Below are 13,160 nucleotides of genomic sequence, written 5' to 3'. Positions count from 1 at the left end.
GAAGGTCGGGTGGTGCCTGGGCTGGACAATTGGTCTTAAAGTGGTATGGTAGCTCCACCCGTTCGACCGGGTGCCCAGATGCACCGCAGCAGCACACGCACCACGACATCAGGCACCCCACCACAGTACGACGCACCGAGGAACACGCGCCCCCCAAGCCCCGGGCCACCCCACGGCCCAACCCCGCGCCACCGATGGAGGACCGAATGCGAACCCCCCCCACGCACCCCGCCCGGCTCGTCACCCTGACCCTGCTGCTCGGCCTGAGCGCCGCCCTCACCGCCAGCGCTGCCCCCAAGAAGGTCAGCGGCTACACCAGCCTCGGCGTCACCACCGGCAAGAGCGGCGGCAACCTCACCCTCGTGCTCGGCGACAGCCCCCAGAGCCTCAACTACTACGGCGCCATCGACAACAACCTCGGCCTCGTCTCGCAGCAGCTCTTCGACGGCCTCGTCGAATTCAACTACGCCACCTACAAGCTCGAACCCGCCCTCGCCGAAAGCTGGACCGTCTCCCCGGACGGCAAGACGTACACCTTCAAGCTGCGCCAGGGCGTGAAATGGAGCGACGGCGAACCCTTCACCGCCGACGACGTCGTCTTCACGTACGAGCAGATCATCGAGAACCCCGAAGCGCGCGCCGGCGACGCCGCCACCTTCACCCAGGACGGCAAGAAGGTCAACTTCGAAGCCGTCGACAAGAACACCGTCAAGGTCACGCTGCAGAAACCCACCCCCGCCTTCCTGCTGCAGATGCGCAACTTCATCATGCCCAAACACAAGCTGCTCAAGTACAGCGTGCAGGGCGGCGCCAGGAGCGCCGACATCAACAACGCCTGGCCCACCAACGTCGCGCCCGCCGAAGTGGTCGGCACCGGCCCCTTCAAGCTCGCGTCGTACACCGCCGGGCAGAAGGTCAGCCTCACCCGCAACGCCAACTACTGGAAGGTCGACGCCAGAGGCACCAAGCTCCCGTACCTCGACACGCTCGACTTCCTGATCATCCGCGACCCGCAGGCGCAGGTGGCCCAGTTCCTCGCCGGGAACGTCGACCAGCTGAACATCAGCGGCGCACAGTTCCCCGACCTCAAGCAGAAGGAAGTGTCCGGCGCGCCGTTCCGCGTCGTGCGCAGCACCGCCCTCTTCGGCAGCCCACCCTTCGTGGCCTTCAACTTCGACGCGAAAGACCCCGCGCTCGCCAAGGTCTTCAGCGACCTGCGTTTCCGGAACGCCATGCAGTCCGCCCTGAACCGCCAGCGCATGATCGACACCGTCTACAACGGCCTCGCCGGACTGCCCGGCCACGGCGTCGCGCCCGCCAACAAGGACTTCTACGCCAACACCAAATCCTCCCTCGGCACCTTCGACCTGGGGGCCGCGGCCGCCGCGCTCGACGCGATGGGCCTCAAAGACACCGACGGTGACGGCGTCCGCAACATCGCCAAGGGCAAGAACCTGGAATTCGACCTCACGTACGGCACCGACTCCAGCGTCTATCCCGCCATCGCCACCATCATCCAGAACGACTTCAAACAGATCGGCGTGAAGGTCAACCTGCAGGGCATCCTCGCCAAGAACCTCCTCTCCACCGGCCTGAGCGGCAACTACGAGATGATCCTGCACGCCTTCGGCGACCAGCCCGACCCGGAACTGCGCCGACCCATCTGGGAGCCGGGCGGCGCCCTGTACTACTGGCACCGCTCCCTGCAGCCCGCCACGGACGGCCAGACGCCGAACGTCGCCCGCATGTTCCCCTGGGAGAAGGAAATCTACACCATCTTCGAGACGGCCGCCGTCACCCCCGACCGCGCCAAACGCAAGGCGCTGTACACGCGCTGGCAGCTGCTCTTCGCGCACAACCTGCCGGTCATCCCGCTGCTGAAACCCGAGAACATCGGCATGATCAGCAACAAGTACGGCAACTACGTGTACAACCTCGGCGTGATCCCCGGCTACAACCCCGTCCCGCTCATCTACCAGAAGTGACCCGGACGGCGTCCAGTCCGCTCTGAACGCGGCAGGGCGCCCTGTCCTCCGCTCCCTTCCCGGATCCCGTCCGTTCCTGCTCTTTCCTGCCAGGTCGTCCTTGACTTCATCACCGAACGACCGGAACCCGTGAGACCTGAACGGCCGGGCCGGACGAGGGCCACACCGCCCCGTCCGGCCCGGCCGCCGTGAGGACCGACATGCTGAACTACCTGCTCAGGCGGGTGCTGGGCATGCTGCCCACCCTGCTCGTGATCAGCGCCGTGTGCTTTCTCGTGATCAAACTCCAGCCCGGCAGCTTCACCGACCAGTACCTCGAAGACCCGCGCTTCACGCGCGAGACGGCCGCCGCCATCAGCCGCCAGCTGGGCCTCGACCAGCCGCCCGTCATGCAGTACCTGCACTGGCTGTGGAACGTCGTCACGCGCCTCGACTTCGGGTACTCCTTCCTGCAGAACCGCCCGGTCGTCACCGTCATCGGCGAACTGCTCGGCTGGACGGTCTTCATCGCGCTCCTCACGCTGCTCGTCAGCTGGCTGATCGCCGTCCCGCTCGGCATCTACACCGCCTTCAACCGCCACACCCTCACGGCCCAGATCGTCTCGGTGCTCGGGTACCTGGGCCTCGCTATTCCGGACTTCCTGGCGGCCCTGCTGCTCGTCGCGCTGGTGTTGCGTCTCGGCGGGACCAACGTCGGCGGGCTCTTCAGTCCGCACTTCATCGACGCGCCCTGGAGCACCGCGCGCGTGCTGGACCTGCTCGGGCACCTGTGGATCCCGGTGCTCGCCGTGGGCCTGGAGGGCGTGGCGGGCCTGATGCGGCAGACGCGCGCCAGCATGCTCGAAGTGCTGTCGCAGGACTACATCCGCACGGCGCGCGCCAAGGGCGCCCCGCAGCGCCGGATCGTGTGGCGGCACGCCGTGCGGAACGCCGTGAACCCGCTCATCAGCCTGGCGGGCCTGAGCCTCCCCACCCTGATCTCCGGCACCATCATCATCAGCATCGTCCTGAACCTCCCCACCATCGGGCCGCTGCTGTACGACAGCCTCATCAACAAGGACCAGTACATGGCGCTCACCCTGCTGATGTTCTCGGCGCTGCTGCTGCTCATCGGGAACCTCCTCGCGGACCTCGCGCTCGCGTGGGCCGACCCCCGCGTGAGGTACGCGTGACGGCCCTCCCCGCCACGCCCGCCCGGCGCGAGGTGAGCGGCCTCGCCCTCGCGTGGCGCCGCTACCGCCGCTCGCGGCTCGGCGTGGCAGGCGGCCTCGTGCTGATCGTGCTGTACCTCTGCGCGCTCCTCGCGGGATTCCTCGCGCCGTACGACATCACCGTGCAGCACCCCGGCTTCGAGTACCAGCCGCCCACCCGCCTGCACGTCACGGCGGACGGACACCTCACGCGCCCCTACGTGTACGGGACACGCGAGACGCGCGACCCCGTCACCTTCGCCCGCAAAAGCGTCACCGACCCCTCTGTCCGCGTGCCGCTGCAGTTCCTCGTGCACGCCGAACCGTACCGGCTGCTCGGCCTGCGGACCGACGTGCACCTCTTCGGCCTGCCCGCCGCGCCCGGCAGCGGCGGCCGCGCCGTGTACTACTTCCCGTTCGGCACCGACCAGCTGGGCCGGGACCTGTTCTCCCGCACCCTGGTGGGCGCGCAGGTGAGCCTCACGGTCGGCGTGATCGGCGTGGCGCTGTCCTTCGCGATCGGCATCCTGATGGGCGGCCTGAGCGGCTACTACGGCGGCCTCACCGACACGCTCATCCAGCGGCTCATCGAGGTGCTCCTCAGCTTCCCGCGCCTCCCGATCCTGCTGGCGCTCGGCACCCTCATTCCCGCCCGCTGGCCCAGCACCTGGGTGTACCTCGGCATCGTGGCCGTCCTCGCCCTGATCGGCTGGGCGGGCCTCGCGCGCGTGCTGCGCGGACAGGTGCTCGCCCTGCGGCAGCTGGAGTACGTGTCGGCCGCGCAGGCCATCGGCGCGCGCGACCTGCGCGTCATCCTGCGGCACATCACCCCGAACCTCAGCTCCTTCCTGGTCGTCACGGCCACCCTGTCCCTCCCCGGCTACATCCTCGGCGAGAGCGCCCTGTCCTTCCTGGGGCTCGGCATCAAGGAACCCATGACGAGCTGGGGTCTGCTGCTCTCCGACGCGCGCCGCGAGGGCTTCCAGACGCTGAACCTGTACCCGTGGCTGCTGCTGCCCGGCGTGTTCCTGGTCCTCACCATCCTCGCGTACAACTTCCTCGGCGACGCCCTGCGCGACGCGGCCGACACCGGGTCACGCTGATGCTCCTCACGCTCGACGCGGGCGCCAGCAGCACCAAATGGGCACTCTTCGCGCCGGACGGCACGCTCCTCGACCGGGGCCGCCTCGACCCCGTCACCGGGCACCTCTTCACGCCCGCCGACCGGGAACGCGTCACGCACCTCCTCGCGGGCCTCGCCTCCCGCGTCCCGCACGCGCCCGACACTGTCGTGATGGGCGTCACGGGCCTGCAGGGCTCCGCGCACCCGCTGCTGCTCGACGCGCTCGGCGAGACGTTCCGGCTGCCCGCCACGCGCCTGCACGTCACGGACGACCTGAGCCTCGCGTACGCCGCGCACTTCCGGCCCGGCGAGGGCGTCCTCGTGTACGCCGGGACGGGCAGCATGGCCATGCACCTCACGCGGGACCGCCATGTGATCCGCGCGGGCGGGCACGGCTTCCTGCTCGGTGACGAGGGCGGCGCGTTCTGGCAGGGCCGGGCGGGCCTGCGCGCCCTTCTCGCGCAGCTCGACGCGGGCCACGCGCCCGGAGGTCCGCTCGCGGACGAACTGTCCCGCATGACGGGCGGCCTCGACTGGCCCGCCCTGCGGCACTTCGTGTACCAAGGCGGCCGGACCGCACTCGCCACGCTCGCGCCCGCCGTGCACCGCGCCGCCACCCTCGGCGACCCGTACGCCCTGCAGGTCACGCAGGACGCCGGACGCCACCTCGCCGCGCTCGCCGCGCAGGTCCAGGCGCGCCTCACGCACCCGCTGCCCGTCGCGCTCGCGGGCGGCGGCGCCAACGACCTCGTCCGCGAAGCCTTCCGCGACGCCCTCGACGCCCACCTCGGCCCGCTCGCCCGCCACCACCCGCCCACGGACCCCGTCATGGGCGGCCCGCGCCTCGCCCCCACCCCCGCGCCCCTGGAGGACCCCCGCGCATGACCCGCCCCCCCACCCAGAGGCCCACCCCCAGGAGCGACGACGACCAGACCGCGCCGCTCTCCACCGAACAGCCCAGCGACCAGCACACGGACCTCGACCTGCTCGGCACGCCGGAGCTCGTGCAGGCCCTCCTCGACGACCAGCTGAACGCCGTGCGCGCCGCCCAGGCCGCCCTGCCCGACATCGCCCGAGCCGCCGACCTCGCCGTGACGCGCCTGCAGCACGCCGGGCGACTCGTGTACGTCGGCGCGGGCACCTCCGGCCGCCTCGGCGTGCTCGACGGCGTCGAACTGCTCCCCACCTTCTCGTGGCCGCCCGAACGCCTCGTGACGCTCATCGCGGGCGGCGAACGCGCCATGTTCCGCGCCGCCGAAGGCGCCGAGGACGACGAGGCGCAGGCCGTCCTCGACCTCCAGGCGCACCACGTGGACGCGGGCGACGTCGTGATCGTGCTCGCCGCGAGCGGCGCCACCCCCTACGCCGTCGCGGCCGCCCGCCACGCCACGCAGCTCGGCGCGCTCACCATCGGCGTCAGCAACAACCCCGGCAGCCCCCTCCAGGCCGCCGTGCACGTCCCCATCACGCTCGACACCGGCAGCGAGGTCATCAGCGGCAGCACGCGCCTCAAGGCGGGCACCTCCCAGAAGATCGTCCTGAATGCCCTGAGCAGCGCCATCATGGTCCGGCTGCACAAGGTGTACGGCAACCTGATGGTGGACCTGCAGGCCACCAACCGCAAACTCCGCCTCCGCGCCCTGCACCTCACCGTCCTCGCGAGCGGCGCCGACCCGGACGCCGCCCGGCACGCCCTGCACGACGCGGACGGCCACGTCAAGACCGCCATCGTCATGCTGCGCCTCGGCCTGAACGCCGAACAGGCCAGACACGCCCTCACGGCCGCCGGTCACAGTGTACGCGCGGTCCTGGACGCCCACCCGTGACGCGGGGCGCGGCGAACCCCGGTGCTACCCTGAACGGCATGGCGGACGGCCCCCAGTTCACCGTGACGCTCGATCACGCCGCGACCACCCCCATCTACCTGCAGGTCGCGCACGGCATCCAGCGCTGGCTCGGCACTGAACACGCCACGCCCGGCACCGCCCTCCCCAGCGAACGCGACCTCGCCGGGCAGTTCGGCGTGTCGCGCGTCACCGTCCGGCAGGCCATCGCGCTCCTCACCACGCAGGGCCTCCTCGAACGGCGGCGCGGCAGCGGCACCTTCATCCTCCCGCGCCGCATCGAACACCCGCTCGGCACCCTCCAGAGCTTCAGCGACGACATGCGCGCCCGCGGTCAGGTGCCGGGCGCGCACGTCCTGAGCTTCGCGCTGAACCGCGCCACGCCACACGAGGCGATGACGCTCGGCCTGCGCGAACACAGCCGCGTGTACCGCATCCGCCGCCTCCGGACCGCCGACGGCACCCCCCTCGCCGTCGAATCGAGCGTCCTGCCCGAAGACCGCGTCGGTGACCTCCACGCCGACACCCTCAAGGACCGCAGCCTGTACGAACTGCTCAGCGCGCGCGCCCTCGTTCCCGTCCGCGCCCTGCGCCACCTGCGCGCCGTGAACGCCGACACCGAACACGCCGCCCTGCTGCAGGTCCGGCCCGGCGCGGCCCTCCTCATGACCGAACGCGTCTCCTGGCTCGCCGACGGCACCCCCATCGAGCTCGCGAGCGCCCACTACCGCGGTGACCGGTACGACTTCCTGATGGAACTCACCACCCCGGAAACCTGAAGCCCCGCCGCACGGTCAGGCGGGGAGTTCCTGCCCGGTACGCCTGCCGCCGCAGGGGTACACTGCGGCGCTCAGCGCCTCCTGCCGACCTGCCTGCGCCGCCACCACACTGCGGCGGCCACGCCCACCACCAACACCAGCAGCACGCGCCGGATCATGAACCCCCAGCGCTCCACCCGGTCCAGCGGTCCAGGCGGGGGTGCGGGCTCGCCGCGCAACACACCCACAACCGGTTTCGCGCTGCCGTCCGCGCGCAGCACGCCGAGGTTCCGCTCCACGGCCCGGCCGCCGGGGACCGCGCCGGTCTTCAGGTCGTACAGCGTCCATGCCATCCACCCCTCGCCGCGCCCGCGGACCGTCCGCAGCACCTGCGCGTAATGGCGGGCCTGGTCGGCCTCGGTGTGCGGGTCGGGCAGGGCCGTGCCGAGCGTGTGGTACCCGAACTCTTCGAGCAGCACCGGCCGTCCCTGCCGCTCGGCAGCGCTCAGGAGGCCCTCCAGTTCGCCGGGCGGGCCGTAGGCGTGCACGGTCACGAAGTCCAGCGCGCGGCTCAGCTCCCGGTCCGGCGTGACGGTGCCCACCGTGAGCGGTTTGCTGCTGCGGACGCGCACCTGTTCCGCCAGGACCGTCAGGAAGAACCGCAGGCGGTCCCAGCCGGCGGTCGGCGCGTCGCGGTCCGCCTCGTTCTTCAGGTCGATGGCGAGCACTTCAGGCCGCTCCAGCGCGGGCCGCAGCGTGCCGTACATCCCCAGGATGCCCGGCAGGTCCGCGAGGCGGTACCGGGTGTACCCGTCCAGCAGGGTCGGAATGACCCGCAGGCCGCGCCGCCCCGCCGCGTCGAGCAGCGCGTTCAGGGTCGTGCCCGCGTCCTTCGGCAGGGGGTACGGCACGAAGATGCGGACCGTGTCGAAGCCCAGCGTGCGGGCTGCCCTGAAGTCCCCGTCCACCTCCTGCGGGTCGAAACGCGTCCACAGCAGCGAGAAGGGCGCGCTGCGCGCCTCGTAGTTCACGCCGTGGATGCCGCCCAGCAGGGCAGGCAGCGCGGGCCTGGGCGGGGGAGGGACGGGGTTCGCCGAGTCGGTCAGGATCCGCCAGTGATGCACGCGCCAGTTCCCGTCGTCGAGGTCCATCTGCACGTCCACCGTGCGCCTCGCCACGCGCGCGAAGCGCTGGGCGCCGTCCGTGAAGCGGCCCTGAGCGTACAGGTACGTGTCCGTGAACGCGACCGTCGCTCCGTCCGGCGCGTAGAAGTGCAGCGTCAGCTGGTGGTCCCAGTCGGCGAATTCCACGTTCTGCGTGTGGTCCGTCACGAGGCGTGCGTCGTCGAGCGCCTCCTGCTGGAAGTACGACGGGAGGCCCAGCGTCTCGCCGCTGTACAGCGCGTACGCGAGTTCCTCATAGCCGCGCCGGTAGCCGTCCGTGACGGCGTCCCGGGCGTAGGGTTCCATGTCGCGCGGCAGGCCCGGGTCGTCCGGTTCCCACGCCAGGGCGCCCGGCTCGGCGTGCCTGGCCTGCACGAGGTTCAGGGCGCTGTTCTGCACCTGCGCGCGCTCCAGGCGGCCGTACAGGTTCCCGAGCAGCGGGACGACGAGCAGCGCGCCGCCCACCAGCACCAGCAGGGTCGCCGCCCACACCAGCTGCTTGAGGCGCGGTCCACTCACCCCGCGCCCCGGCGGGCGGCGGTCACGGGGCCTCCAGCGGCACGCGTTCCTGCTGCCCGTCCAGTTCGAGGTCCAGCACCCGGACGTCGCCCGGCAGGGCGGGCAGGGCGTACTCGGCGCGTCCGTCCGTCAGGGCGACGGTGTCCTCGCGGCGCACCGTGCCGCCCGCCGTGCGGAAGGACAGCCGGACGACGCTTCCGTTGTCCGGCAGCGCGCCGAGCGTGTCGCGCACCGGCCCGATCTTGAGGGTGCGTCCGGCCAGGAAGAACGGGATGGTCTGCGCGTCGAGCGGCGGCGTGGAGGTCAGCGTGACCGGCGCGGACTGGAAACGCGAGGCCGGTAACTGCGGGGTCGCGGGGCTCGTCGTGAGCACCTGCACGCGGTACCGGCCGGGCGTGTCGGCCGCCGGGACGGCGAGGCGGACGGCGCCGCCCACGGTGGGCTGCGTCGCGCTGAAGTTCAGCGGACCGCGCCCCTGCAGCTGCACGCTGCTGCCGTCCAGCACCACGTTGCCCAGCCGGTCGCGGGCCTGCGTGAAGTCCAGCTGCCACGGGTCCCGTCCGCTCGCCGGGGCGGACGCCCGCGCCGCGCCGAGCGACGCGGTCGCGACCGGGCCGGGCAGCAGGTCCACCTCCGCCCGCTCGCCGCGCGCGTCGCCCACCACGGCCGCCACCTCCAGCGTCCCGGTGCGCGTGCCGACCGGCAGGAAGGTCCAGGCGAGCAGGTGCCGCACCGTCACGGTGCGCGTCCACCGCTGCCCGTCCGGCTGACGGACCGTCACCCGGACCGGCTCGTCCGACACGTTGCCGTGCACGTCCTGCGGGTGCAGCACCAGGGCGGGCGGCGGGTCGCCCACCACCCGCACGGCGCGCGCCCCGACCTTCAGGCGCAGCGGCGTGACCGCCGCGCCCGGCGAGCGCGTCCACTGCCCGTGGTAGCGGTGCCCGGCGATCTCGCCGTCGTACACGGCCAGGCCCGAACGTACGGCGGGCAGGTGCAGGTGCACGGCCCGGTCACGTGTGACGGCGCTCCGGACGAGCGGACCGGCGGGCGTGGTGAGCGTCACGGTGAACGGCACGCCGTCCGGGAGGGCGCTGCCCGCCGCGGCCGTCAGGGTGAAGTTCAGCCCGTCCGGCGTCTGCGTGACGTTCAGGTCCGGCGCGGCGAAGACCTTCGCGGTGGGGACCGTGACGGTCCGTGCGGGCCGCGTCAGCACGGCGCGCAGTTCCCCCAGCAGCAGCGTCCCCAGCAGCAGCGGAACGTACAGCAGCACCCGGAATGCCAGGCCGTCTTGCCGCCGGAACCGCGCGCCCTTCACGGCGTCCGTCCTGGCGATTCGCGTTCAGGCGTGCCCGGTGTCTTCACGGCCCCCATTCTGCCGTGCCCGGCGTCACTGTGCCTCGCGCAGGAAGGAATGCACCGTCAGCGAGTACCCGCGACCGTCCGGGAGCGGGAACACGTCCGGCCCGGCGCGCTCCACCGTCTCCCCGTACCGCAGCACCCGGTAGTTCAGCGGCAGGGCGAGCGGCACGTCCAGCGGGCGGGACTCGCGCGGCGGCACGGCCACCAGGCTGTACGCGCCCGTGACCCACTGCACGCCCCGCGCGTCGAGCGTGGACGCCAGCACGTGCGGCACCGTCGCCTCGAACGCCCCGACGTTCACGAGCCGCGCCTGCACGTCCGGCCCGGCGGGCCGCGACCACGTCAGCACGTCGCGCGTCAGGTCGCGGCCTGTCACGACCGCCTTCACGAACACGTCGAACCCCCCGATCTCGTCCGGATTGATCGGCACGTCCACGCCGGCCGTCACCCCGTCGAAGATCACCGCGAAGGGCGTGCGTTCGCCCGGCATCAGCTTGTGCAGCATGGTGTCGCGGGCGTTGTTGCGCGTGATCTCGCTGCCGTCCCGGCGCCGCAGCACCCCGGAGAGCGTCACGTCGCCGGGCCGCGCGTCCACGTTCTGCACCTCGCCCACGATCGCCACCTGCACCCGGCTCGGCCCGGCCCGCACCCGGTCGAGGTCGTACCGCACCAGCCGCGAGTTCAGGACCCGCAGGTGCGGCCGGTCGAGTACGTCGCCCGCGTCCGTGGCCGCCACCGTCAGTCGCCGGGGCGCGTGGTAGTACTGCACGGCCGCCTGTCCCGTGAAGCGCTGCTGCGGGCGGATCTTCTGGCCCGGCAGCGCCACGATCCGCCACCCGGCGGGCGTCCGGATCAGGTCCTGATGCACGTCCTCCTCGAAGTCCTCCAGCGACGTGAACCACTTCAGGTGCACGGTGGCGCTCGCCCGCGCCCCCACGCGCGCCGGGTCGCCCTGGTACGTCACCTGCTTCACCGTGATCGCGTCGAGTTTCGCGTACCCGGTGCGGATGCCGCCCTCCACCGACAGGTCCAGCATCCAGCGGTCCTCCGGCAGGTCCGGGCGCGGCGCGATGGACCCGAACGCCTCGTGGAAGCGTTTGAAGTCCACGTCGTCCCAGTACTGCAGCAGCGTCGCCTGCGGGGTGCTGACGGGATGCGCGGCCCGCCATCCCAGCAGCGTCAGCGGCGAGAGCACGACCGCCACGAGCAGCGCCGTGAACGCGAGCCGCCACCTGAGCGGCAACCGCCGCAGGTTCAGCATCCCGTCCAGGGGCCGCACGAAGCGCCGCCACGGCTGCCACCCACTCGCGGGCGCCTCCGGCAGGGCGTTCTCCTGCAGCAGGTCCGTCACGCTCCGCAGGGGAAAGTGGCGCTGCCACGGGAGGCGCGGCAGGCGGAAGGTCGGCAGCAGCAGGCTCAGGAACGCCGCCACGAACGCCAGCAGCGGCAGCACGCCCCACATCATTCGCTGCCACACCGGCAACTCGTGCCTCGGCAGGCGTTCCGGGAGCGGCGGGATGTCCTCGCGCTCCCACACCATCACGCCGTTCTCCAGCGTGCCCAGGCGGTGCCATCCCGCGAAGGCCAGCATCGGGTCGTAGAAGGCGTCGTTGCTGTAGATGAATTTCAGGTTGTACTTCTCGGGCATGGTGATGAACTGCGTCAGGCTCCCGATCCCGGCCACGCCCGTGTATTTCGCGCCCTCCAGCCGCTCGACGGGCGTCGTCGTGAGTTCCGGCAGTCGGCGCGCGCTGTGGTAGTTGCCGTCCGGGGTGGACGCGCGCGTGTTCGCGGACAGCCACGCCATCTGGTCCCCGAACCCCAGCGTCAGGTACCGGTACCGCCAGTGCTCGTCCTTCTCGATGAACGTCAGGATCGGGCCGATGTCGATGGTGTTCGGCTGGAACTTCCGGTACGTGGTGAGCGTCGTGATGGACAGCGACACTGCGCACGTCACCACCAGCGCGGCACACAGCGCGGCGATTCGGACGCGCCGCCCGAGGTTCGCGTCCAGGAAGCGCGCCAGCCGCCCGTGCACGGCGCTCTCCAGCGCCAGCCCCACGAACGGCAGGATCAGCATCGTCGCCCAGAACGTGAAGCGGTCGAGCGTCAGGATGTCGAAGGCGCCGCGCAGCAGCTTCTTCGGGATGGGCGTCGTGCCGCCCGTGCCGAGCACGAACAGCAGCAGCAGGCTCGCCGCGATCGGCCACCTCCACCCGCTGAAGCCCTTGTACAGCGCGTACGGCAGGAACAGCAGCGTGCTCGCCCAGGGAATCACCCAGAACATCAGCCCGAAGTTCGGGTGCGTGATGAAGTTCGCCCGGCTCCCGTGCGGGATCGGCACCTGTGCGATCGGGTCCGCGCGGCTCCACAGCCAGTACGGGAGGACCACCAGCACCAGCGACACGACGGTCAGGCCCGCGAACACGCACGCACGGTACAGGCGCGGCATCATCCGGTACGCGCGGCGCCGCAGCCGGTCGAGGACGCCCGTGCCCGCCCGCTCGCCGGGCCTCGGCATCCGCAGGCCGCCCAGCACCAGCGTCACGATGGCGGGCGCCACGAAGAACACGCTGCCGAACAGCGTCGTGACGTGATGCGCGGCCGTCGTCGCGCTCATCCACAGCACGCCCCGCACCAGCGAACTCTGCTGCCCGGTCCGGACGTACGCCCACCCGAACGGCAGCGCGTTCAGCAGGAACCCCAGCGACAGCGTGGTCGGCAGCTGCCCGAACACCTGCACGGTCTCGCTCAGCGCGCTCGACAGGGCGAGCGCCACGCAGGCGTACCCGGCGGCGCGCGGCGTGACGAGCAGGCACGACAGGCGGTACATGCCGACCGTCAGGTTCAGCAGCGCGAACAGCTGCACGTACGCGAACGCGGTCTTCAGGCCCACCAGCTTGCTCCCCAGCGCGATCAGGTAATGCGACAGCGGCGGGTACGACACCAGCGAGAACCCCGTGTACCAGCGCGGCTCCCACGGGTCGAACCAGTTCTGCGCGTAGTGCGCCGCGAAGAAGATGTGAATGAGCGCGTCGTACGTGTGCACGAACTGCTGGTTGAAGAGCAGCACCCCGTGGTACAGCACCATCACGAGCAGCGCCACGCCGAGCAGCAGCCGCCCCGTCGTCTCCTCCGGACTGACCTGGGCGGCCTGGGTGAGCGCGGCACGCACCGCGCGCCCCCCCCTGGCGACGGTCTGGCGCGTCAGCCGCC

Annotated in this window: 9 protein-coding genes; 6 read left to right on the top strand and 3 right to left on the bottom strand. The window is 71.6% G+C overall.

Going from position 1 to position 13,160, the window contains the following annotated elements; translation table 11 throughout:
- Window positions 1-206 precede the first annotated feature (206 nt).
- The 6 genes from IEY33_RS06705 (at window position 207) to IEY33_RS06680 (ending at window position 6,921) form a co-directional block, all read left to right on the top strand.
- Window positions 207-1,985 (top strand): ABC transporter substrate-binding protein, encoded by a 1,779-nt coding sequence (locus IEY33_RS06705; RefSeq protein WP_188961503.1) that lies wholly within the window; start codon window positions 207-209, stop codon window positions 1,983-1,985.
- 200 nt (window positions 1,986-2,185) lie between these two features.
- Window positions 2,186-3,157: an ABC transporter permease gene (locus IEY33_RS06700; RefSeq protein ID WP_188961502.1), complete on the top strand. Its 972-nt coding sequence runs from the start codon at window positions 2,186-2,188 to the stop codon at window positions 3,155-3,157.
- Window positions 3,154-4,278, top strand: coding sequence for an ABC transporter permease (locus IEY33_RS06695; RefSeq protein WP_188961501.1), 1,125 nt, complete (start codon window positions 3,154-3,156; stop codon window positions 4,276-4,278). The genes IEY33_RS06700 and IEY33_RS06695 overlap by 4 nt, the downstream gene beginning before the upstream one ends.
- Entirely contained in the window at window positions 4,278-5,183 is a 906-nt protein-coding gene (locus tag IEY33_RS06690; RefSeq protein WP_188961500.1) for an N-acetylglucosamine kinase, read from the top strand. Before IEY33_RS06695 ends, IEY33_RS06690 begins: the two co-directional genes overlap by 1 nt.
- On the top strand, window positions 5,180-6,124 hold the full coding sequence (locus IEY33_RS06685; RefSeq protein WP_188961499.1) for an N-acetylmuramic acid 6-phosphate etherase: 945 nt from the start codon (window positions 5,180-5,182) through the stop codon (window positions 6,122-6,124). The genes IEY33_RS06690 and IEY33_RS06685 overlap by 4 nt, the downstream gene beginning before the upstream one ends.
- 38 nt (window positions 6,125-6,162) lie before the next feature.
- Window positions 6,163-6,921: a GntR family transcriptional regulator gene (locus IEY33_RS06680; protein WP_188961498.1), complete on the top strand. Its 759-nt coding sequence runs from the start codon at window positions 6,163-6,165 to the stop codon at window positions 6,919-6,921.
- A gap of 71 nt (window positions 6,922-6,992) precedes the next feature.
- Here the strand turns inward: IEY33_RS06680 and IEY33_RS06675 are convergent, their stop codons facing one another.
- From IEY33_RS06675 to IEY33_RS06665, 3 genes are all read right to left on the bottom strand, one after another.
- Window positions 6,993-8,582 carry a glycoside hydrolase 5 family protein gene (locus tag IEY33_RS06675; protein ID WP_188961497.1) on the bottom strand — a complete coding sequence of 530 codons (1,590 nt, stop codon included), beginning with the start codon at window positions 8,580-8,582 and terminating at the stop codon, window positions 6,993-6,995.
- Window positions 8,583-8,604: 22 nt separating this feature from the next.
- Window positions 8,605-9,900 (bottom strand): hypothetical protein, encoded by a 1,296-nt coding sequence (locus tag IEY33_RS06670; protein WP_188961496.1) that lies wholly within the window; start codon window positions 9,898-9,900, stop codon window positions 8,605-8,607.
- Window positions 9,901-9,972: 72 nt separating this feature from the next.
- The gene (locus IEY33_RS06665) at window positions 9,973-13,119 is read right to left on the bottom strand and encodes a hypothetical protein (RefSeq protein ID WP_188961495.1); all 3,147 of its coding nucleotides are present in this window, start codon (window positions 13,117-13,119) and stop codon (window positions 9,973-9,975) included.
- Window positions 13,120-13,160: the final 41 nt, after the last annotated feature.

It is taken from the genome of Deinococcus aquiradiocola (genome assembly GCF_014646915.1).
Lineage (GTDB): Bacteria > Deinococcota > Deinococci > Deinococcales > Deinococcaceae > Deinococcus > Deinococcus aquiradiocola.
This window is presented reverse-complemented; position numbering and strand designations above follow the sequence as displayed.